Annotated in this window: 11 protein-coding genes and 1 tRNA gene; 6 read left to right on the top strand and 6 right to left on the bottom strand. The window is 40.1% G+C overall.

All coding sequences use genetic code 11. From position 1 onward, the window contains the following. The first annotated feature begins 4 nt into the window (after positions 1–4). Positions 5–2,833, top strand: coding sequence for a translation initiation factor IF-2 (gene infB / locus T7867_RS07085; RefSeq protein WP_068217253.1), 2,829 nt, complete (start codon positions 5–7; stop codon positions 2,831–2,833). A gap of 63 nt (positions 2,834–2,896) precedes the next feature. Here infB and T7867_RS07080 read toward each other — a convergent pair whose 3' ends face one another. The 3 genes from T7867_RS07080 to T7867_RS07070 form a co-directional block, all read right to left on the bottom strand. Beyond that, the gene (locus T7867_RS07080; RefSeq protein ID WP_157717530.1) at positions 2,897–4,024 is read right to left on the bottom strand and encodes a hypothetical protein; all 1,128 of its coding nucleotides are present in this window, start codon (positions 4,022–4,024) and stop codon (positions 2,897–2,899) included. Positions 4,025–4,262: 238 nt separating this feature from the next. Next, complete coding sequence (locus T7867_RS07075; protein ID WP_068217249.1) at positions 4,263–5,450, bottom strand: DUF4221 family protein; 1,188 nt, start codon at positions 5,448–5,450, stop codon at positions 4,263–4,265. Between the two features lie 564 nt (positions 5,451–6,014). Continuing rightward, entirely contained in the window at positions 6,015–6,458 is a 444-nt protein-coding gene (locus T7867_RS07070; RefSeq protein WP_068217245.1) for a DUF6438 domain-containing protein, read from the bottom strand. A gap of 160 nt (positions 6,459–6,618) precedes the next feature. On the opposite strand from T7867_RS07070, the gene T7867_RS07065 reads away from it, so the two are divergent. Then, positions 6,619–9,978: a T9SS type A sorting domain-containing protein gene (locus T7867_RS07065; protein ID WP_068217242.1), complete on the top strand. Its 3,360-nt coding sequence runs from the start codon at positions 6,619–6,621 to the stop codon at positions 9,976–9,978. 210 nt (positions 9,979–10,188) lie between these two features. Here T7867_RS07065 and T7867_RS07060 read toward each other — a convergent pair whose 3' ends face one another. Next, a complete protein-coding gene (locus T7867_RS07060; RefSeq protein WP_068217239.1) occupies positions 10,189–11,364 on the bottom strand; it encodes a class I SAM-dependent methyltransferase in 1,176 nt (391 codons plus the stop codon). Further along, complete coding sequence (locus T7867_RS07055) at positions 11,361–12,353, bottom strand: aspartate-semialdehyde dehydrogenase (RefSeq protein ID WP_068217235.1); 993 nt, start codon at positions 12,351–12,353, stop codon at positions 11,361–11,363. Before T7867_RS07055 ends, T7867_RS07060 begins: the two co-directional genes overlap by 4 nt. A gap of 80 nt (positions 12,354–12,433) precedes the next feature. Here T7867_RS07055 and T7867_RS07050 point away from each other — a divergent pair, with 80 nt between their 5' ends. The 4 genes from T7867_RS07050 to T7867_RS07035 all read left to right on the top strand — a co-directional run bounded on the left by T7867_RS07050 (position 12,434) and on the right by T7867_RS07035 (position 22,958). Next, complete coding sequence (locus T7867_RS07050) at positions 12,434–20,677, top strand: lamin tail domain-containing protein (protein WP_068217233.1); 8,244 nt, start codon at positions 12,434–12,436, stop codon at positions 20,675–20,677. A gap of 470 nt (positions 20,678–21,147) precedes the next feature. Beyond that, the gene (locus T7867_RS07045) at positions 21,148–21,534 is read left to right on the top strand and encodes a TraR/DksA family transcriptional regulator (protein WP_068217231.1); all 387 of its coding nucleotides are present in this window, start codon (positions 21,148–21,150) and stop codon (positions 21,532–21,534) included. Beyond that, positions 21,534–22,121, top strand: a complete 588-nt coding sequence (scpB, locus tag T7867_RS07040; RefSeq protein WP_068217228.1) for an SMC-Scp complex subunit ScpB — start codon at positions 21,534–21,536, stop codon at positions 22,119–22,121. Before T7867_RS07045 ends, scpB begins: the two co-directional genes overlap by 1 nt. A gap of 39 nt (positions 22,122–22,160) precedes the next feature. Further along, the gene (locus T7867_RS07035; RefSeq protein ID WP_068217220.1) at positions 22,161–22,958 is read left to right on the top strand and encodes a pseudouridine synthase; all 798 of its coding nucleotides are present in this window, start codon (positions 22,161–22,163) and stop codon (positions 22,956–22,958) included. A gap of 111 nt (positions 22,959–23,069) precedes the next feature. On the opposite strand, the gene T7867_RS07030 is transcribed toward T7867_RS07035, so the two are convergent. Beyond that, positions 23,070–23,142: transfer RNA gene (locus tag T7867_RS07030), tRNA-Phe, on the bottom strand. Positions 23,143–23,229: the final 87 nt, after the last annotated feature.

The raw sequence follows: 23,229 nt of genomic DNA, 5'->3' as shown, positions 1-23,229 counted from the left end.
GAGTATGTCAGAAGAAAAAATGATGAGGCTCAGCCAGGTGGCGAGGAAATTGAACGTAGGTAGAAATACCATCGTAGATTTTCTTTCGGCAAAAGGCTTTTCCGTAGATAGTAGCCCCAACGCCAAAATATCATCAGAACAGTATGATATGTTGGCCAAGGAGTTTGCTGCGTCTGCCCATGAAAAGGAAGAAGCCTCTCATCTAACCATTGGAACCAAGCATGTAGAAGACATGGTCATTGATTCTAGTGGTGTGACTACAGAGCCTAAAAAAGAACCGGCTAAAAAAGAAGAGCCTAAACCTGCTCCAACTCCTCCCCCTACTCCTGAAGAAAATAAGGTAGAGGAGAAAAAACCAGAGCCAGAGGTTAAGCCAGAAGCCGAAAAGCCTAAAGAAGCTCCAAAAGAAGAGCCTAAAAAAGAACCAGCTAAGAAAGAGGAGCCTGCTCCTGAAGCTGAATCTAAACCTGAGGCTGCCCCTAAAGCCAAAGAGGTAGAGCAGAAAAAAGAAGAGGAAAAACCAGAAGAAGAAAAGAAAACTGGCCTCAGAGTGCTCGGAAAAATAGACCTCAATAAAGGCAAGAAGAAAGAAGAAAAGCCTAAACAACAACCTAAGAAGGAAGAGAAAAAAGCTGAAGCTCCTAAGAAAGAAGAGCCAGCCAAACCAGCCGAGCCAGAGAAATATCAGGCAAAAGCAGACTCTCTTCGTGGTCTTAAGGTTCTTGGTAAGATTGAGCTCCCTACTGAAAAGCCTAAGAAGTCTAAAGACGATGACAAGGACAAAAAAGGTGGAGATCAGAGAGGTAAAAGACCAAGAAAGCGTATTCAACAGACCAAAGTTGAAAGAGCTAACAAAGGTTCTAATGATAACCGCAGAGGCGGAAACCAAAACAGAGGCAGAAGACCTGCTCCTAAGGAAGAGCTTACTGATAAGGAAATTCAGGAGCAAATTAAGGAGACACTTGCTCGCCTAAGTGGTGGTAGTAAAGGAGGCGGTAAAAACCGTTCCAAATACAGAAAAGAAAAGAGAAGTGCCGCTGCAGAGGCTGCAGAGGAAGAAATGTTGAGACAACAAGAGGAAAGCAAAATCCTCAAGGTTACAGAGTTCATCTCTGCTAGCGATTTAGCAAGCTTAATGAACGTTTCTGTAAACGAAGTAATCTCAACTTGTATGTCTTTAGGTATGTTCGTCTCTATTAACCAGAGACTAGATGCTGAAGCCATCACTATTATCTCTGATGAATTCGGATACGATGTTCAATTCACATCGGCAGATGATGAGGTAGACGTTGTCGAAGAAGAAGATAAAGAGGAAGATCTTCAAGAAAGAGCTCCTATTGTAACCATCATGGGTCACGTTGACCACGGTAAAACATCCTTGCTAGATTACATTAGGGAAGCCAATGTAACAGCTGGTGAGGCTGGTGGAATTACCCAGCACATTGGTGCTTATGATGTAGAAACTAAAGACGGTAAGAGAATTGCCTTCCTTGATACTCCTGGTCACGAAGCCTTTACAGCCATGCGTGCAAGGGGTGCCAAAATTACTGACGTTGCCATTATTGTGGTAGCAGCTGATGATAACGTGATGCCTCAAACAAAAGAGGCAATCAATCACGCTCAGGTAGCTGAAGTGCCAATTGTAATTGCCATAAACAAGGTAGATAAGCCAACTGCTAACCCTGATAAGATTAGGGAAGAGTTAGCTAACCTGAACATTCTTGTAGAAGATTGGGGTGGTAAATACCAGTGTCAGGAAGTTTCTGCAAAAACAGGACAAGGAATTGAAGAGCTTCTAGAAAAAGTATTACTCGAGGCCGAACTACTTGAGCTTAAAGCTAACCCAGATAAATCTGGTGTTGGTACTGTGGTAGAAGCATCGTTAGATAAAGGTAGAGGTTACCTAGCAACCCTTATGGTTCAATCGGGAACTATGAAAGTGGGAGATGTAGTACTTGCTGGATCGCATTACGGTAAGGTAAAGGCTATGTTCGACCATAGAGGTAACAGATTAAAAGTTGTTGGTCCTTCAACTCCTGTTCAGATGCTTGGTTTAGACGGAGCACCACAGGCAGGTGATCGATTCAATGTGATGGAATCTGAACGTGAGGCTCGAGAAATTGCTAACAAACGAGAGCAAATTCTTAGAGAGCAAAGCGTTAGAACTAAGAAACACATTACACTTGATGAAATTGGTAGACGACTTGCCGTTGGTAACTTCAAAGAGCTTAACGTTATTGTTAAAGGTGACGTGGATGGTTCAGTTGAAGCATTAAGTGACTCACTACTTAAACTATCTACTGAGGAGGTTCAAGTGAACATTATCCACAAAGCAGTAGGTCAAATTTCCGAGTCTGATGTACTCTTGGCTACAGCTTCTGATGCGGTAATTCTTGGTTTCCAAGTAAGACCATCGGGCGGAGCTAGACGACTAGCCGAGAACGAGGAAATTGAAATTAGACTATATTCTATCATCTACGATGCCATTAATGAAATCAAGGATGCGATGGAAGGTCTACTTGAGCCTACAGAGAAAGAGGTTATTACTGGTAACATTGAGGTTCGTGAAACCTTCAAAATCTCTAAAGTGGGAACAGTTGCTGGTTGTTATGTAACTGAAGGCTTTGTGAAGAGACAAAACCAAATCCGTTTAATTAGAGATGGTATTGTAGTTTACACAGGAGACATTGGCCAATTGAAGCGTTTCAAAGACGATGTTAACGAAGTTAAATCTGGCTACGAATGTGGTCTGAGCATTAAGAACTTCAATGATATTAAAGTTGGAGACGTTATAGAAGGCTTCGAAATTCAAGAAGTGAAAAGAACGCTTTAAGACTTACTTTAAAGTATTAAAGACTCATAATGAAAGCGATTGGACTTATATTCAATCGCTTTTTCATTTTGAGCCGTAGTCCAAATAATTGCTCTTCTTATACTCATAGTTTGGGTCGAGCGGATGAAAAAAGATGGCACTTCCCTTTTTGTTCTCCTGGATGATCTCATAGATCAAGTCATTATCTACCAAAACAGGGTCGAAACGCAGCTTATACAATGGTTTTAGCTCAAAGGTGTTCTTTAGGGGTAGCAACTCATACAATTCATAGCTGTACTCCTTCTCCATTTTTCTAGCCTTGCGCTTATTCAATCCCTCAGGAATTTGAGTAATGTCTATTCGTTTTACGGCATAATGTTTCTTCAACTTAAAATCGAATAGATACTTCCAGCCTTCTATTCTTGCCTTTTTCAATGGAAACTGAAATTCTCTCGTCAGCTTAGGCTCCCCTGAAATATCTATAGAGAATATCTTACCAGCCTTTCGTTCATAGAATGTATAAGTATCTTGGTCTAAAGAGGCACTCAACCGGCCATAGATAGGATAGGTCATACGACTTAAACAACTCTTACTTTTATTAAATAATGATTGAATCAGGCCTTTATCATAAGCCCTTCCTTTATACTCTTCATACATTTCCATATTAAACATGTAAAGTGTATCTAGCTCATCAAAACCATATTTATAAGTCGGTGAAGAAAGAGAGCCTAAGGCTTCCAGTTTATTTCCATCAACATAATGATAACTAACACAATCACGGCTTTGGTCATACTTACTGCCAATTATGTAACCTCCTACTATGAAATTAGGCTCAATCATCTCATTATGAAAGGATACGTAACTTACGAAAGCAGATCGTATCTGGATTTTGTGCTCATCTAAAATATAGCTACCATATTCGCTCAAACCGCGAATACTAAAAGTTGAATCACTGGTTAGTAAAAAGTAATCGTTTCCCTCTACTTGAAGTGTATCGGTTACTACATTTTGTTCATTGAGTAAATAAACAAAACGTCTATTCTGTCTCTTTTCATCAGAAAAATGAAGCAGCTTCTGATCCTTCAGGATGTAAAGCTTTTCAAAAACCAAGTTCTCATTAGCGTAAACTAGGTTCCTAGGCAATTCTTGAGCAGCGCTGGATAAGGCAAGCAGGCCTAAAACAAGACTATAAATGATTTTTAGGTGCATCATTCTAAAGAAGTTTGTTCTAACAGAGTGTTTGCATAATTAGTTAAGTCTAATGTAAACTTAATGATGGTCGAGGCCTGCACAATTAGCAAACTGGGGTCACTAATATTCGTTCTATACAACATCAACGTGTTATTTCAATTTTATACTGAAGGTTGAACCTCTAAGAGAAAGATATCAATAGAAAGCAGCAGATTAACGCCACATTCTCAACATCATTCAAAAAGGTAAAATCCTACATTTATTCATTTGACCTTTCCCTTAGTCCCAATTGATAATACAGCGACAGGTCTTCATTAGCAGGCTCGAAAGGGTTCTTCAACCAAAGCTTTCCATTTGCAGTAAAAGCAATAGCTGGCAGTACCTTTTTACTAGGTATTTGAAAGTGGCCAATAGGTTTTAAGCCTAAATCGAAAATATCCACACTCCATTCACCCAACCATCTCGGATTCAATAAGCCATTATCACCAGCAACCTGCTGTTTATGCTTCATTAGTCTATAAATAACTTCATTTTCACTATCATGTATTAAAAAAATATATGCTGCTACATTATTCAACCAATCTTGTTCTTGTTGAAAATCGACATTTGAAGGGAGGCTTTCTGGAGAACCCGACCAATGATCAGAGTGGTAATTAACTACATAAAGTAAATCCCCAGTTTGATTGTTGTAAACCTGAATATCTGGACTTGTACTAAAATATACGTAAGATATATCATCAATGACTAATAAGCTCGGGTCATTGTAGAGAGAAAAGTTCACACCTTTTTTAAAGTGATCAGGGTAAACACCGTAAATGGACTTAAACTCATTATCTTCAATTGAGTAACTAGCGAAAGCCTTGTAATCATAATTATCATTTCGAGCATCTACCCACCGATAAGTATAGAGTTGTAGGGTTTTGTTTTTGGCGTTATAATATGGACCATTCATCAATCCTTGATCGGCATAAACATCATATTCTGTAAATCCGTCTGGTAGAGGGACGTTAGAGAATTCATATTTATTGATCTTTCTAGCTCGATTATTGAACAAATGAATGGCATTTTCATCAATACTTAGTATAAAAATACTATCGGCATTATGGTAGAAAAAGCCATCTATCATACCCTTAATTCCATCAGGTCCGTTTAACGCAAATTGAATTTGCTTTTCTGAAACTTTCGTAGTCAGATTGATAACATCTAAGGCGTGATCTCTGGAATTAATTCCTATCAAGAATGTAGTGTCATCTTTTTCAACTATTTGATAATCAGCATAATCACCTAGCACAAAATCACGAAGATTTAACGTATCTGCTGATACAAAATCTAAAGTCAAACTATCCAGCGGTGTAATTGTGCGAATCCAACCTGCATCAATTCTTGATTGATTCTGATTGGTGCAACTGATTATCAGTAGCAGTGAAACAAAATTCACAACCTTCATACTAAATAAGTTTATTCAACTAATCTGTCCGCAGCTACACTCAATCCCAAAACCCCACCCAAAAGGGAATATAAGCCTTAGCTGAGCAGTGAATTCTTTGATCGCATTCGCTCTCGTTTTCCTTTTACTACAATTCGAAGTACCATCATAATATACTTAACATCAAAAGGATACTCCGTCTGACAAATTATTCTAAGTACAATCCTTTTCTAGATCAAGACATTTAGAATCAATACTGGTTGGATTAGCTCTTATAGTTCGTGTTGTGTTAATCTAGCTAGTGTTGTCTAATGCTCGTGTGCACAAATCCGGATAAACTTCAGAAACGCCTGCCCGGACTCAAATTATACTTTTAATTAGAAAAATTAATCTTTTAAAGTCAAAAGGAAGGAGTGAATATTTTCATCATCAACTACACAAGGCATTTTTTTGATATGTGCAGGACTAATGTAGATCTTGAATGGCATGTACTTTAATGAGGACGAACGACAACAGAAAGGACGCAAGAATTTCGCTTCTAAAAATAAAACAACCCCTGATTTCTACCGAAGTCAGGGTTTTTTATTACCCCTTCTTTTTCCAGTTCAGCTTCTTAATAAGGCTATGAACCTTAGACTCTAGCTCCTTTAGTTCTTCTGGGGCTCCATCATAGTCAATGATTTTCTTATTTACCTCTTCATGGTTGAAGGTAATGGTAGTAGTTGGTAGGTCGGTCTTATTAGACTTGTATTCATTCTCAAAATCATCGAATTGAGACCCCTTAAAATCATTGACCAATGCCTTCAGTTCTTCTTTAGGTAGCTTTGCTTCGAAAGTACCTTCCATCTCAACAAACTGCCTAGCATTCAATAAAACCGAACCATCAGAGAATATTGAAATGTCATAATCAGGGCAAGTACCAAAGCAGGCTGTTTTATTCATGTAAATAACTGGCTCGCTCTCCGAAATGGTTTTAGCAGACTTACAACCGAGTATAAAAACTAGAAGAATCATTGAAAACTTTTTCATATTGAGTCTATTTACATGTTAACTTAACCAAAAATAGTTCTTATTCTAGGAGAACTGCGTTAGTTTAAAATAAACAATAAGCTATATCATGTACAGTTTGTACAAGTATGCTTAGAATAATTAATGTTGGCTTGCCGAGTCTAACCTTGAATTAAAGCTTATGAAAAAACTACTACTAACTATCACTTGCCTAATCTTGGTTAAGGTGGCAATTGCCCAAAAAATGGAGCGCTTAGATGCCAAGCCAGATATTATCTGTTATGCTGGTGACCATAGTACCTTCACCAAAATTCTCAGGAGAAACGATGCTCCGTATGCAAGCCCATCACCTTTTGGAGCCAATATGTTTAATTCAATAGCCCAAACTGGCGCCACCATTGAAGTAACTTATAATGGTTTTAGTGAGGAAGCTCAAGCGGCATTTCAACAAGCCATAGATATTTGGTCTGAGCTTATTTCTTCAGATGTAGTTATTAGAGTTGAAGCAACCTGGCAAGATATGGACGAAGGAGTTCTGGGAGGGGCAATTTGGAATACTGCCTACAGAAATTTTGAAGGAGCAAAAGAGCTTAATGTTTGGTACCCTGTGGCTATTGCCGAGAAAATGGCTGGGCAAGAATTAAACTCTCCTGATGAACCCGATATAGTTGCTACTTTTAACAAGGATGCACCGTGGTATTTAGGACTAGACGGGAACCCTAATAATGGAGAGTTTGACTTGGTTACCGTTGTTCTACATGAATTGGGCCATGGTTTAGGTTTTGTAGATAGCTTTGATGTTAATGATGAGGGCAATGGAAGCACCAACTTTCCACAACCGTTTATTTACGATTTAAGTGTTGAAAACACTGACGGTGATAACCTGACAGACCTGATTGGGAACCCGCAGGAGCTAGGAACAGAACTAACAAGTAATTCCCTTTTTTTCAATGCTCCCACAGCTGTTACCAATAGTGGTTCCAGACCAAGACTTTATGCTCCAACAAGCTATAATGCTGGTTCAAGCATAGCTCACCTAAATGAATCCACGTATCCTTCTGGCAACTCCAACTCATTAATGACCCCTCAAATAGCTCCAAATGAAGTTATTCATGATCCGGGGCAACTCACTATGGATATGTTTGGTGATATGGGTTGGGAATTCACCTATATCGATCACACTAATAGGCCTAATACAGAAGATATTCAAGCAGATAGTTATACCATAACCGCTTCAATAAGATCCGACATTGGGTATAAACCAGAAAGTATAAAGCTCTATTATAGCTTAGACGGTTTTACATCTGATAGTAATGTTTTGCCAATGACTACCACGGCAAACGCAGATGAGTTCACTGCTGAGATTCCCTCGGAAAAGGTAGAAGACCAAGTTTACACATACTATTTTGAAGTAGAGGATGTGAAAAACAGAGTCTTTACTTACCCTAGCCTACTTGTTACAGATAGGTTCTTTAGCTTTAGCTCAAGCCCAGACCAAACAGCACCTGTAATCACTCACAACCAACCGAATTTCATTCGACTCACAGACCCTAAAATCACCATAGACGCGGTAATTACTGACTTTCTACCAGTAAACGCAGAATTGGAGTTTTTTGTAAATGATGGAAATCCGCAAACAATCAGTTTTGAGTTGGTCGATAATGCAACAAGTTTATACCGGGCAGAAATAGTTACCTCCAACCTCTCTCTTATGGAGGGAGATATCGTTAGCTATAAAATTACGGCAACCGACCAATCTGCAGATCAAAATAGCTCTGTTTTCCCTACGTCAGACTATATTGAGCTCAACGTTGTTTCTACAGCCGATCCTGCTAATTATTACTTCAATGATTTTAACGACATCTCTGCATCAGCAATGGACTTCTTTAATAGCAATAATTTCAGGATTAAAGAAGAGGCAGGTTTTGATAATGGAGCTATTCACTCAGACCACCCTTATTTAGATGGAACAGGCACCAACTCGGAAAGTAATTACACTCTAGAATTGAAAATTCCCATAATTGTCAGTGAAGGGGAAGCACTAATGACTTTTGACGAGGTTGTTCTAATAGAACCAGGAGATGCCAACTCTACCTTCGGGAGTAATGATTTCTACGATTATGTTATCGTTGAGGCTTCAAAAAATGGTGGTGTAGACTGGGTGCCACTATTAGATGGTTATGATTCTCGAGTACAAGGAAGCTGGTTATCTACATACAATAGTGCCATCACAGATAATAACTCAACTGCTGCTGGTACTCAAGCGATGTATCGTCAAAGAGAAATTAACTTATTGAGCAATGGTGAAATTATTGCTGGAGATGAGGTTCTAATTAGATTCAGGTTGTTTGCAGATGAGGTAGCTCATGGCTGGGGATGGGCTATAGATAACCTTAATATTCAATTAGACTTGGAATCTCCTGATATAACCCATAACCATATAGATTTCCTAACCTCTTTAAATGACTTCACTATTTCGGCCGATGTTACAGACAACATTGAAGTAGACAGTGTTGGAGTAAACATCCTAGTAAATGGAGTGGACCAAGGGAATATTCCAATGGCTCAAACTATAGGTACTAATTATGAAGCCTTAATAAACGTTGGGAATTTAAGCATTGGCGATGTGATAGAGTACAGAATTGGAGCCTTCGACACAAAAACTCCAGAAGCTAATGCCACTTTCTTACCAAGTGAGGATAGTTATTTTAAAGTCCCTATAATTGAGTTTGGTACGCCTCAAGAATCTTATTCGAACAATTTTGACTCCCCTTCGGACGACTTTGTAGGGAATTTCTTCACTATAGAAACACCAAGTGGTTTTGAGAATGGAGCAATTCATAGCGCTCATCCATATCCATTAGCCTTCGGGGCTAACGCTAGAAGTGAGTTTACTTACACCCTCAAGACTCCTATAGTTGTAAGTTCGACCAAACCATTTGTCACCTATAATGAAGTCCTACTCGTTCAGTCCAATTCAGATTTTGCAGCAGTTGAAGGCTCGAAAGATGGAGGCGCAACTTGGTTCGAAATAGAAAGCTATGATACCAATGATGAACAGGCTTTATGGGGTACGGTTTTTAGTGCTGGTGGTGAGGGTTCTCCTTCACAATTCAAAACAAGGTCAATCAGACTGAGTGAAAATCAGCAACTTTCTGCTGGTGATGAATTTTTGCTGAGATTCAAGCTTGTAAGAAGAAGCCTAGTTCAGGGCTGGGGTTGGGCCATAGATGATCTAGAAATTCAAACTGGCGTTATACAAGGCCTAGATGATGAAATAGCAGTTGAGTTTACACAAGTATATCCGAACCCAATTAATAATGGACAGCTAAATATTCAGTTTAATAATCCTTCAACCAGAACTATAGACTATTCCATTGTCTCAACAGACGGCCAGACCAGATTGGTGGGAACTAACTTAGAGCTAGACAGTGAGCAAAAAGCAAGCATAGATGTTTCAGCTCTCCCTTCTGGTTTATTTGTTTTAAAGCTAGTAAACGGAGAAAGTTCGCAAGTATATAAAGTCTTGAAGCAAGACTAAGTTTTAAATATTTAAGAGATAACTTGAACCCTGATTTCAACTGAAGTCAGGGTTTTTTTTATGACACTTTTTCTAGTACTTACTTTACTTGGCCTTTTAGGAATAATGATTGGGCTAGTTAGACCATTCCGCGTGCTTTGGTGGATGGAAACGAAGAATCGGCTTAAGGTGCTTGGCTATTGGGGTATTCCCACGCTAATCTGTTGGCTGCTATACCTTTTCACATAACAACACTTTCTTACTATCTACATCTGTAGTAGCAAAGATGTATTGATCGCCTCCCTCCTTCAACCCAGTCTTCTTTCTAATCTCCTTGACAGACATCGGATAATTACGAACCGTGATATTCGCTTGATCTGACTTCAGTTGCTTCTTAAGTCTTTTCTTATTGAAAGATAACTGGTCAATTACCCTAAACGCCCTACCCGGAAAATCATCAACCACCTCTTCACTTGTGTATAAATGGCTGTTGACATCGAGCTTTTTCAGGTTGAATTGATTGGCTAAAGACTTAAATGCTCCCGCTTTTAGAATGGCAGCATTAGGCTCATAAAGAAATGTTGTAACTGGTGAAAGTTGAGCTATAACACTCTCCTCCTCGCTATACCGAAACTCAAATGAATCCGCTTGCTCACCAATCAGGTTGATAGCCTTAATCAATGGGGTTTGATTTGGGTCAGCACCAAGCAAAAATAACAGCTCCTTCACCTCATTTTTGACAGCCACCACATGCACCTCCTCAACAAACTCAAGGTCATCAATCGCCTTTTTGATGTCGAGCATTGGAGAGACCTTGATCAGAACCTTATTAGACTTTCGCTTTAGTTCTGGAAGAAGCTCAATAACATTGGGAGAGTAATGCTCTAGAAAAACCACTTTTCTAGACTCATCATCGCGTCTGGCTGGATCTAAATATATCAAGTCAACAGACTCCATTTGTTGAAGATAATCTTCAGCCGATCCTAGAAAAGTAACTATGTTCGATCCTAATTGCTGGTAATTGTGACTTACCACCTTATGCAATTCTGGGTTCATCTCCACATGGGTGGCTTTTTCGAACTTCGTTGCTAAATAGTAGGTATCAACTCCAAACCCTCCAGTCAAATCGACCATTGTCTTTCCCGAAACCAAACTGGCTTTATAATTAGCCGTTTCGCTAGAAGAGCATTGCTCCATAGAAATAGATGCTGGCCAAATTAGCCCGCTTTTCGCAAACCAATCAGGCAACTTATGCTGAGCTTTCTTCTTTGCCGAAATCTGTTCAACAATAGCTTTCATGAGCCAATCAGGAAACTGACTGGCCTTGAGCATTAAATCTGCAGGCTGATCATTTAAATGATCATCAATAAATTTTTGGATTTCCGGTTGGAGAAGCTGCTCGATCAAGCCTCAGTCATTTGCTTTTGCAAATACTCAACTATTTGAACCGCATTGGTCGCGGCCCCTTTTCTAAGGTTATCGGCTACAATCCACATGTTCAAAGTATTGGGTTGGCTCTCATCTCTTCTCAACCTTCCCACAAACACTTCATCCTTTTTATGCGCTGTCAATGGCATCGGATAAACATTGTTCTTCGGGTCATCTTGAAGAATTACACCAGGCATTTCACTCAACAATTGCTTCACTTCTTCCATGTCGAAGTCTTCTTTAAACTCCACATTCACCGCCTCTGAGTGACCTCCCATAGTTGGGATTCTCACGGTGGTAGAAGTAATACCAATTGAATAGTCATTGAATATTTTCTTGGTTTCGTTGATCATCTTCATCTCCTCTTTAGTGTATCCATTATCTGTGAACACATCTATATGAGGAAGCACATTCATATCAATTTTATGAGCGTAACACATAGGTCCATCTACACCATTTCGCTCATTCATCATTTGGTCAACTGCAGCTTTACCTGAACCAGTAACCGATTGATAAGTAGAAACCACAATTCTCTTTATGCCATATCGCTTTCTCAATGGCTCAAGAGCCACTACCATTTGAATGGTTGAGCAGTTTGGATTAGCAATGATTTTATCTTCAGAAGTAATTTCAGATGCATTGATTTCTGGTACAATCAATTTGTGATCTGGACTCATTCTCCAAGCAGAGGAGTTGTCAACTACTGTTGTTCCAACCTCTGCAAATTTTGGTGCCCACTCTAAAGAAGTACCTCCACCAGCCGAAAATATGGCGAAATCAGGAGCTTGAGCAACGGCATCTTCCATAGTGATTACAGTGTACTCCTTACCCTTAAATGTCTTCTTCGACCCAGCAGATCTGGCAGAAGCCACTAAAAGTAGCTCATCGAATTCAACATTTCTTTCTTCCAGAACCTCGAGGATCTCTCCACCTACAAGGCCAGTAGCACCTACAACTGCAATCTTCATGATATCAATTAATTAACTAACTTCGCTTAAAGCTGAAAAACGCACCAAATTTACTACATTAGTATACCTGAGCACAATAAATGAGGAATACTTTTCTCCTGATATTTTTTCTCTGCACGCAGTATCTCGCAGGCCAAGTCAATAGCTTTCCTTATACCCAAGGATTCGAAGCAGCATTTACCACAGGAAACAACGTGGAGTTCATTACCAATTGGACTGCCAATGAAGTGGCAACCACCAACAGAATTTATCAAGGCACGGACGCCAGAACGGGCTCATCATCCATTAATATAATTCCAATTTCTTCCTTCTCTGGCGAAATACTTATATCACTTGACTTAACAGGGATTAATAATCCTAAGCTCACATTCTACGCCTATTCCAAACAAAATGGCAGTGGTACTTCTACTAGGCCAGTGTTGGTAAGTTTTGCTACTTCAATTGATGGTGGCAATAACTTTCTGGATAATGTAGCGATTGGAGATGAAACAACTTTCCCAAACAACAGCACAACTTCCTACACCCAGTATGAATATGAGCTTCCTTCAGATGCAAGTGGTGAGTCAAATGTTATCGTAAAGCTTACGGCTGCAAGAGGTGATGGAAGTGGGTCTGCAGCAGAACTAGTAATGGACGACTTTTCAATTGAAGAACAAGTTCTTCCTTTGGCTTTGAATTCTGTTGTTGCCAATAATGCCAACACTGTGGTTGTTACGTTCAATCAAGATGTAGATCAGGTATCAGCTGAAACCACAAACAATTATGCTATCGACAATGGAATTACCATTTCATCTGCCAATAGAACTGCCAGCAATGAGGTAACGCTCACCACCTCCACCATGCCGAATAATAACTACCAGCTTACGGTGAATGGTGTTAGCAATACAGGCAGTACAAGCTCTGCGGTAAACCTTCAAGAAAGCTTCAACTATATAGAACCACTGTCCATTGAGGGCATAACGGTTCAAAACAAGAATACCCTATTGGTTGATTTCAATTTGAACCTCGAAGAAGTGGCAGCAGAAACTGTTGGAAACTACTCCGTTGATAACGCTATCGGAAACCCGACTACTGCAACCCGCAGTGTTACAAACAATGATCAGGTTACGCTAACCTTTGCTTCTGACTTTGGTGACAACTCATTTGAGTTAACCGTGAATAATGTCACTGATGAGTCGACCTTGACTTCAGCTGTAAATCTCACAGATAACTTCAGTTACCTCCCTTTATCGCTTGAAAATGTAACTGTCACATCTGCCACCACAATTGAATTAGATTTCAATCAGGATTTAGAAACCACTTCCGCAGAAAATGAATCTAACTATACCATCAATTTTGGCCGGGGAAACCCGTCATCTGCAGTACAAAGCGGAGTTGACGCTTCAATTGTTACTCTAACCGTTGGCCAAGCTTTCGTGAATAACACCTATGAAATAAGCATCAACAATGTTTCGAACACCAGCGACAACGCTATAGCTTCAAACCTCACTGCTGATGCACGATTTGAGCAAGCCACTTCTCCCAGACAGATAGTAATCAACGAACTTTTGGCAGACCCTTCGGGTAGCAATGAACCAAATCCGCTGGTGCTACCAAACGGAAGTTCTGAAGAGTTTGTGGAGCTTTTCAATACTACTTCCGAAGCAATCGACTTAACGGGTTTTGAGCTTTCAGGCGGAACAATTGGTGATTTTGTACTGAACGGAGGATCATACGTAATTCTAACCTCAGCCTCAAATGTGGCTACTTATCAGTCTTTTGGTGATGTGGTGGCTGTCTCATCTTGGAACAGCCTGACTAATGGAGGGGAGCAACTGGTTTTGTTTGATAACTTAGGCAACCAAGTAGATAGTTTAACCTATGACCTCACTTGGTATCAAGATGAAGACAAAGCTGATGGTGGTTGGACGCTTGAGCAAATCAACCCTGAATTGGTTTGTAGTGACAATAATAACTGGATAGCTTCTTCAAACGCGCAAGGCGGTACACCAGGAACACAAAACTCGGTGTATGACAACTCTCCAGATATTATCGGACCGAATATTACGGCTGTCAATATCAATACAGATTCCGAAATCATTGTGGTGTTCGATGAGATCATTGATGAAGGAAGCCTTGCAGGAGCCAACTTTAGCCTGAGCAATGGAGTAAGCGTCACTAATTCCAACCTGAACCTCCCTTACGGAAGAAGCATCACTTTGACGCTGAACCCTGCAATGACTTCAGGGACTATCTACACTTTAACCATAACTGGACTGACAGACTGTGCCGGTAATAGTATAGATAACAACTCAATAGACTTCTTATTTGATGATGAGGCTCCTGTTTTACAAAGGCTGGTTTATAAAACTCCAGACCACATCGATCTAATTTTTGATGAAGAAGTGCAGGAAACACTGGCAGAAACTGAAAGCAACTTCAGCATTAACTCAGGAATTGGAAACCCAGATAGAGCCACCTTAAATTCTGAGGTTCGAAACCGAATTACACTTGAGCTAGCCAGTGAACTTACTGAAGGTTCAGTCTACAGTCTAACATATCAGAACCTGACTGACACGCTTGGAAACACCATTGCATTGAGTACTGAAAACTTCGGTTTTCAAAATCAGCTAGATACTATCATTGTCATTTCTAGTCAATTGCTCGACATCTATTTCGATGAAGATTTAGACGAAACTAGTGCTGAAATAGTAGCTAACTATGTAGCGGATGATGGATTAGGCAACCCAGTTACTGCAGCAGTTGATGGTTCGAATGCCAAATTAGTTCACTTGGTCTTTGGTTCAGAATTCCCTGAAAATTCAACTATAGAAATTCAGTTTGAAAACATTCAGGATGCCTCTCTAAACTATCTTCAGGCATTAAATACCGACTTCACTTATGATACAGATGACCCAGATGTGGATTCTGTCGTAGTTGTGGATGAAAACACACTTCGCATTTATTTCGATGAAATCTTGGATGAGACTAGTGCCGAAGCCATCAACAACTACACGGCAAATAACTCAATAGGCACTCCAGCTCAGGCAATTCTTCAGGCAGATAAAACCTCGGTCATCCTTAATTTTTCAGTCAACTTTGAACAGGAAGTGGAAAACAGACTAACACTTACTGCCATTGAAGACCTTTCTGGCAATGCTATTTCCGCCAATAGAAACTATGACTTCACTTACGATAGACTTCCACCAAGGCTAGTGGGAGTTGAACTTCTAAGCCCAACCGTTTTAGCAGTGCAATTCTCAGAAGAGGTGGTTCAAGAAATTGCAGAAAACGTAAACAACTACTCTGTAAACAATGGAATTGGCAGACCTCTTCAGGCAGTTAGAACGGAAAAAAACACCCACATTGTTGAACTCACTTTTACCGATCTAGGCAACTTCGCTGTCAATACGCTTACGATAAGCAACGTAACTGACCTCTTTGAAAACGACCTGATTGTTAACCTAACCGCAACATTCTCTAGCCAACTTCCCGAGTTTGGAAGGTTCATTGTTACCTCTGACACTAGTCTCCAAATTCAATTCACTAAAGAATTGACTCAGGCTTCGGCAGAAGAAATTGAGAATTATGGCTTTGATAGTGGAGTTGGCCCTTTCAGCCTAGCTCAAAGTCAGGCCGATCAATCTATTGTAAACATTCTACTCACTGTGAGGCTAACTGAAGGTGAAAATTACCGAATGGTGGTTGACAACTTGGAAGACCTAGATGGTAACATTCTCGAACCGGTAACCTATGATTTCACGTACAGCGATCTTATCAATCAAATCACTCTAATAAATGCCAATACCCTTGAAATTGATTTTGAAGTGGAATTGGATGAAATGCTTGCTGAAACCACAGCAAACTATGAGTTAGACAGAGCAATTGGCAACCCACTTACAGCAGTTTTAAATGGCACAGACCCAAGCCTCGTAACTCTGTTCTTTGACCAAGCTTTGACTGAATCTGAAACTTATGAGCTTGTTGTAGCTAACCTGCTTGATATATATGGAGATGTTGTTCCTAGAAGCCGCAATACCATCGATTATGATGTAACTGCCCCTACCATTACCGCTGTAAATTCTACTTACAACAATGAAATTGAAGTAGTCTTCAATGAACCTTTAGACAGGGCAACGGCAACTAGTTTAAATCATTATAACTTAAACAATGGTGCAGGTCAGCCATCAGCGATTGAGCTTTCTACAGATGCCACAACCGCCACACTGGTTTTCAGCAGTAGTCTATTTGATGCGACCAATTACACCCTCACGGTTGACCGGGTTGAAGACCTACAAGGGAAAGCAATTAATGCAGCAACCTTCGATTTCACTTTTGAAAGTCCTGTTGTCCCAAGCTTTAGAGATTTAGTAATCAATGAGGTTTACTTCGATAACGAACTAAATGCGGGTATTCCAAACTATGAGTTCATCGAAATTTATAATCAAAGCTCAGATGCTATTGAGCTGAGAGACTTTGCCATCACTGACAAAAGAGATACGGCTTACTTAACAAGTTTCGTCTTACAGGCCAATGCCTATATCACACTTTCCAATCAAGGTGGTCGATTTGAGTTCAAAGACTATGGAAATGCCATGGGCTTAAGCAATTTCCCTTCTCTCTCTAATACTGGTGAAACACTTATTCTACTAGATAGAAATCAAAACACATTAGACTCCCTTCTGTATAGTAAGGCCCACTACAATGATGAAACCAAGCAGAATGGAGGTTTCACCATAGAGCTGATAAACCCTGATAAACCCTGTTTTGATGTAACTAATTATGCGGCCTCCACGAATGCAGATGGGGGAACTCCAGGAACTCAAAACTCAGTGTACAATACTTCTCCCGATGTCACTGCGCCACTCTTATCTTCCATAGAAGTAATTTCAAATTCACAGCTCAGACTTCTGTTTTCTGAGGCCATAGATGTTTCCACTTTACTCATAGCAAACTTCACTACTTCAGGAACTGAGACGGTAAGTGCTGTCACTGTTAATGATGCTTTCGGAACCGACATCACACTTACACTTTCTTCTGAGTTTGCTTTAGGTACAATTCAGACGCTAACCGTTTCGAATGTGGCAGATTGTTCTGGCAACATGCTGAATACTACAACCAACTTTGTTTCAGGTGCCATTCCTGAAGCCAACGAGCTGTTGATTACGGAAATAATGGCCTCTCCAGCGCCTAGCAATGGCTTACCAGAAAGAGAATATGTTGAGATCTACAATAACTCTTCAGAAATTCTATCGCTCAATGGATTAAAGCTCACTGATAACAATTCTACCACTACCCTAAGTGAATATGATTTAGCTCCTGGTGAATATCTAATTCTGGCTTCCAGTTCGGCAGCTGCATCATTACAAGCATATGGAAATGTACTAGTGGTTAACGCCTTCCCGACCTTGTCTTCTGATGATATTGTTACGCTGAGCACGCCTTCAAACACCATTATCTTCTCCGTAGACTTTGATAATTCGTTCTTCCAAGATGATGCGAAAGACAATGGAGGTTACAGCATTGAAATGATCAACCTTAATCCAGGTTGTTATGACAATTCTAACTGGACAGCCTCGAACGATAGTGATGGTGGAACTCCAGGAGCTCAAAACTCAGTCTATGATGATAGCGCTGACACAACAGCTCCTCAACTGCCTTCTTTGGCTGTGAATACCCAAATGCAGTTGGAAGTTACTTTTAACGAGTCAATGGCCTTGGGAACACTGATTCCGGCCAACTTCAGCCTAAGCAGTGGGCTAACCATTTCTTCAGTCGATATTCAAGATAACTTCGGCACATCTCTCCTTCTCAATCTAGATTCAGATTTTGCGAAAGGTATTTTGCACTCTGTCACCCTTTCTAATATCACTGACTGTTCTGGCAATCTATTACCAGACACAACGCTTGAATTCTCTTTAGGAGATACCCCACAAGCCAATGAGATCTTGATCACGGAAATTATGGCTTCGCCAGCTCCAAGCAATGGCTTACCAGAAAGAGAGTACTTCGAAATCTATAATAACTCAAATGAGATTTTGGACATGAGTCAGTTGGTGATCAAAGATGGAAACGCAGCATTTCCTTTACCTTCATTTAACTTATCTCCTGAAGAGTACCTAATCGTTACCACAACTAATGGAGTTTCTGAACTGAGTGCGTATGGCAATGCAGTAGGCGTTAATTCATTCCCAACTTTAACCATTACCGACACGGTAACTCTAGAGAATGCAGATGACGAGTTAGTATTTGAGGTAGCCTACGACCGCTCATTCTACAATGACGAGACTAAAGATGATGGTGGATTTAGCATTGAAATGATCAACCTGAGTCCTGCTTGTTATGATGATGCGAACTGGACAGCAACAACAAGCTCCGTTGGTGGAACACCTGGAGCTCAAAACTCCGTTTTCGATAATTCTCCAGACCTAGCAGCCCCCTCCATTCAAAACTTCACAGTGATTTCAAGTACGGTATTAGAAATAGAGTTTAGTGAATCTATGAATGTTGCCACTTTAGTCGCCAATAACTTCTCATTTAGTGGCTCCTTGTCTATCAGCTCTATCACACAAACGGCAGCTTTCGGTAAAAAAATCAGGATTACGCTGAGTAACGCTTTTACTAGTGGAGAACTTTATAACCTAACCATCCGCAACCTGAGTGATTGTGCAGGAAATACTCTGCCTGAAGAAACACTTGAGTTTTCGAGAGGAGCAACTCCATCGCCTGGTGAATTGGTGATTACCGAAATTATGGCGGCTCCTACCCCTGCTCAAGGCTTACCAGAAGTAGAATACCTGGAAGTTTTAAACGTGTCTTCTCAAATTCTAGACTTAAATGGAGTAATTCTGGCAGATGCTACAACTTCAACTGTGTTGACAAGCTTTGTTATAGAGCCTGGAGAGTATGTAATTCTTGCGCCATCTTCAACAGCCAATCAGCTGAGTAGCTTCGGTAAGGTTTTACCTGTAAATAACTGGCCAAGCTTAAACAACAGCGGAGACCGATCCGCTCTATTCACCCCTAATTCGTTAGAAATTCACTCCGTCAACTATACAGACGAATGGTACCGAAGCGATTTAAGAGCTAATGGCGGCTATTCTTTAGAAATAATCGATCCTGATTATCCGTGTTTAGAAGCTTCAAACTGGATTGCCTCAGATAATGCAGATGGTGGAACCCCAGGTACAATCAATTCAGCCGATGGAGACAACCCAGACCTAAGTGGACCTGCAGTTTTACAAGCCATTGCAGTTACCGATGCTATTATAGAGCTTAGCTTCAATGAAAGACTAGAACCTTCCACCGTAGGTGTAAACAATTTCTCTGCAGATAATGGACTTACGTTTATTTCGGCTCAGTTAGACGAAACCAAAAGGAAGGTTACTTTGGTAACTGCTTCAGATTTAGTGCAAAACACGCTGTATACTATTACTGTTAACAACCTAACCGACTGCACTGGTAACCTGATACAGTCTTCTGGAAAATCCGCCATATTGATCATTGCTGGTACAGCAGAGGCAAAAGACATCATAGTCAACGAGATATTATTTAACCCAGTAAGTGGGGGCGATAGATTTGTAGAGTTCTACAATAGTTCTTCTAAATATATCAACCTGAAAGGATGGAAAATTGCTGGCCAAACAAATACTCGAGTAATAACAGAAGATAACCTGTTCATTCACCCCAATAGTTATTTCGTTATCACCAACGATGCCGCTAATATTAAAACCCAATATCCTTCTGCCGTTGAATCAGCATTTATAGAAATTAGTTCTATGCCAAGCTTGCCTTCAGACGAAGGAACGGTATTTATCTACAATCTGAGTAATTTAGAAATAGACAAGTTCGAATACAGTGAAGATTATCACTCCTCACTTTTAGACGATACTGACGGTGTTTCTTTAGAACGTATACTATTTAGCGGAGAGTCAAATGATAGCAATAATTGGTTTTCTGCTTCTTCTACAGAAGGGGGAGCTACACCGGGTTATGCCAACTCACAGTCGAGAGATCCAGATAGTCAACCTGGAGCTATAAGAATAGACCCTGCTACTTTTGCTCCTGATGCAGCAGGTGCTGCCAACTTCACTACGGTTAACTATTCTTTTGATGATCCGGGAAATACCCTAAACATAAGAATAGTTGATGCTGAAGGTAGAGTAGTAAAACGGGTTACTCAAAATAGTATAGTAGGGACAGATGGCTTCTTCACTTGGGATGGTTCTACAGAAGATGGAGGAAAAGCTAAAGTGGGTTACTATATGATTATTATGGAAGTGATCTCTTCAGAGGGTCGAATAAGCTACATTCGAGAAAAAGTGGCCATTGCATCTCGCTTTTAGTCTTACGCAGTTTACATATAAATAAATGTTAGCTTAATGTTATGGATATTATAACATTGTTAACTATATTCCTGTAATTCAACTAAGAGACCACCTAAGATTTAACTAGATGAACTGTTTAATCAATCAGACTATTGACCGCTACGCAAGAAGTGGTAGGAAACTAGAGGTAATTGCCCGTTATATTCGGCTCAAATACCATGTAAACATTGAGTCTTCTGCGTTAACAAAACGTTTAGAACTGCTCAATACAAATTACTAAAACATAAAGGCTCTTAACGAGCCTTTTTTATTTACATCAAATTTTGCCAACTCTGGTAAAATCAGAATATTTCAGAATAATATTTCGCCTTCATTAACATGAAAAAGGGTGTTATTTCGTTTTCAAAAAACTTCATTATTCTTTGTATTTGAGCAAGGTGGCTTTATTTTAGCGCAAATTTTTCAAGACTAACCTATAACACAAACATATGAGCCAAAGTGAAAAAACGAGATATTCGGAAAGTGAGTTGAATGAATTTGAAGCGCTCATTTTAGAGAAGATTGAAAAGGCAAAAAACGAACTAACTGAGCTTAAAAAGAGCCTTACCAAAGGCGGTGACTCAGGAGATGATATTACTAACCACACTACTAAAGTGCTTGAAGATGGTGCCGACACGCTTGAGAAGGAAAACTTAAACCAGCTTGCCGCCCGTCAACAGAAATTCATCAACAACCTAGAAAATGCTCTAGTGCGTATTAAAAATGGCACCTATGGTATCTGTGTAGATACCGGCAAACTTATTTCTAAAGAAAGGCTTAAGGCTGTGCCACACACCATGCACTCTATTGAGGCCAAGCTGTCGCAAAGAAATTAGTGGACTTTTTAGGCAACCATATTGAAGCCTTAATTTTCTGCGCGCCTAAAGCCATCAAAATAGAAGACATTCAATCCTGCCTCTCAGAAATGTTTGAGGCAGAGATTCCTTTGGAAGATATTGAAAAGGGCTTAGCAGGCATTCAAGAAAAGTATAGTGCCGATGAATTTCCCTTTGAAGTAGTGAAAAGCGGGGGCGGTTATCAGTTTCTGACTAAACCAGCCTATCAGGCAAGTATTGGCATATTGTTAAAGCAGCAATCAAAGAGAAGGCTCTCTGCTTCTGCCATGGAAACTCTTTCCATCATTGCTTACAAGCAACCAGTTACCAAATCTGAAATTGAACAAATAAGAGGTGTTAACTGCGATTACACCGTCCAAAAACTTTTAGAGAAAGAACTAGTGGAAATCAAGGGCAAATCTGAGGCTATTGGCAGGCCCATGCTCTACGGTACTTCCGAAAAATTCATGGACTACTTCGGCATAAACGATCTCAAAGAACTGCCAACACCAAAAGACTTTACCACAGCCGAAAATGAAATTGGCGATAGTGAGCCAGAAGATCAACCTACTATCGAAGAAGAATAGCTAACTTGCCCAAAAAATACAGTAGTGATACTGCAAACTATGGGTAAAAGACCGTTCAAACCAAGAGGCCACTCTGGCCAAACAAAGAAAAATCAGACTCCAGATTACCAAGCACCTAAAGCTTCTCAAAAGGATACATTCCCTATGAGGCTCAATAAGTACATTGCCAACTCTGGCGTATGCTCAAGAAGAGAAGCAGATAAGCTTATTGAGAAAGGAGAAATACGAGTAAATGGAGAAGTAGTCACCGAAATGGGCCATCAGGTGCAGGCAAGTGATGTTGTCAAATATCAAGGCAAAACCCTTAAGCCAGAAAAGCTAGTGTATGTTCTGCTCAACAAGCCTAAAGGGTTCATTACCACTACCTCCGACCCCGATGGAAGGAAAACGGTGATGGACTTGGTAAAAAATGCCTGCGATGAGCAAATATTCCCCGTTGGCAGGCTAGACAGAGCCACTACAGGCTTACTATTATTCACTAACGATGGCGATGTAGCTAAAAAGCTTACGCACCCTTCAAGCAATGTGAAAAAGATTTATCAGGTAACGCTAGATAAGCCTCTCACCAAGAATGACTCTATGACCATTATGGAAGGCTTTGAATTAGAAGATGGGCCTGTGCAAATCGATGACATGGCATTTATTGGTTCAGACAATACAACCATTGGCATAGAAATTCATATTGGCAGAAACAGAATTGTGAGAAGAATTTTCGAGCACTTCGGTTATACAGTAGAAAAACTAGACCGAACTGTATTTGCCAACCTTACCAAAAGAGACCTTCCAAGAGGTAAATGGAGGTTTTTATCAGAAAAAGAAGTTAGAGGCCTGAAATAAAAAATAGTATGCATGCATACTATTTTTTATTACCTTTCTTATATTCGCATACATGTGCAAACGATTTCAACAACCCCAAATAAAAAAGCCTCACGAGGAGGCTTCTTGGTGTGGTGCTGAGTGGATTCGAACCACCGACTCACGGATTTTCAGTCCGATGCTCTACCAACTGAGCTACAGCACCTGAATTGGGAGCACAAAAGTATACAAAAAGTTAAACCGTGCAAAACATTTTCGATAAATTCAGAATTCGTTTATAATCGCCCCTTAA

It is taken from the genome of Roseivirga spongicola (assembly GCF_034376045.1).
Classification (GTDB): domain Bacteria; phylum Bacteroidota; class Bacteroidia; order Cytophagales; family Cyclobacteriaceae; genus Roseivirga; species Roseivirga spongicola.
This window is presented reverse-complemented; position numbering and strand designations above follow the sequence as displayed.

Bases quoted from the DNA above. Each gene is read 5' to 3' on its own strand.
- T7867_RS07065 (WP_068217242.1), top strand. From the start codon at position 6,619: ATGAAAAAACTACTACTAACTATCACTTGCCTAATCTTGGTTAAGGTG.
- T7867_RS07080 (WP_157717530.1), bottom strand. From the start codon at position 4,024: ATGATGCACCTAAAAATCATTTATAGTCTTGTTTTAGGCCTGCTTGCC.
- T7867_RS07045 (WP_068217231.1), top strand. From the start codon at position 21,148: ATGAGCCAAAGTGAAAAAACGAGATATTCGGAAAGTGAGTTGAATGAA.
- T7867_RS07075 (WP_068217249.1), bottom strand. From the start codon at position 5,450: ATGAAGGTTGTGAATTTTGTTTCACTGCTACTGATAATCAGTTGCACC.
- T7867_RS07070 (WP_068217245.1), bottom strand. From the start codon at position 6,458: ATGAAAAAGTTTTCAATGATTCTTCTAGTTTTTATACTCGGTTGTAAG.
- T7867_RS07055 (WP_068217235.1), bottom strand. From the start codon at position 12,353: ATGAAGATTGCAGTTGTAGGTGCTACTGGCCTTGTAGGTGGAGAGATC.
- T7867_RS07035 (WP_068217220.1), top strand. From the start codon at position 22,161: ATGGGTAAAAGACCGTTCAAACCAAGAGGCCACTCTGGCCAAACAAAG.
- infB (WP_068217253.1), top strand. From the start codon at position 5: ATGTCAGAAGAAAAAATGATGAGGCTCAGCCAGGTGGCGAGGAAATTG.
- T7867_RS07050 (WP_068217233.1), top strand. From the start codon at position 12,434: ATGAGGAATACTTTTCTCCTGATATTTTTTCTCTGCACGCAGTATCTC.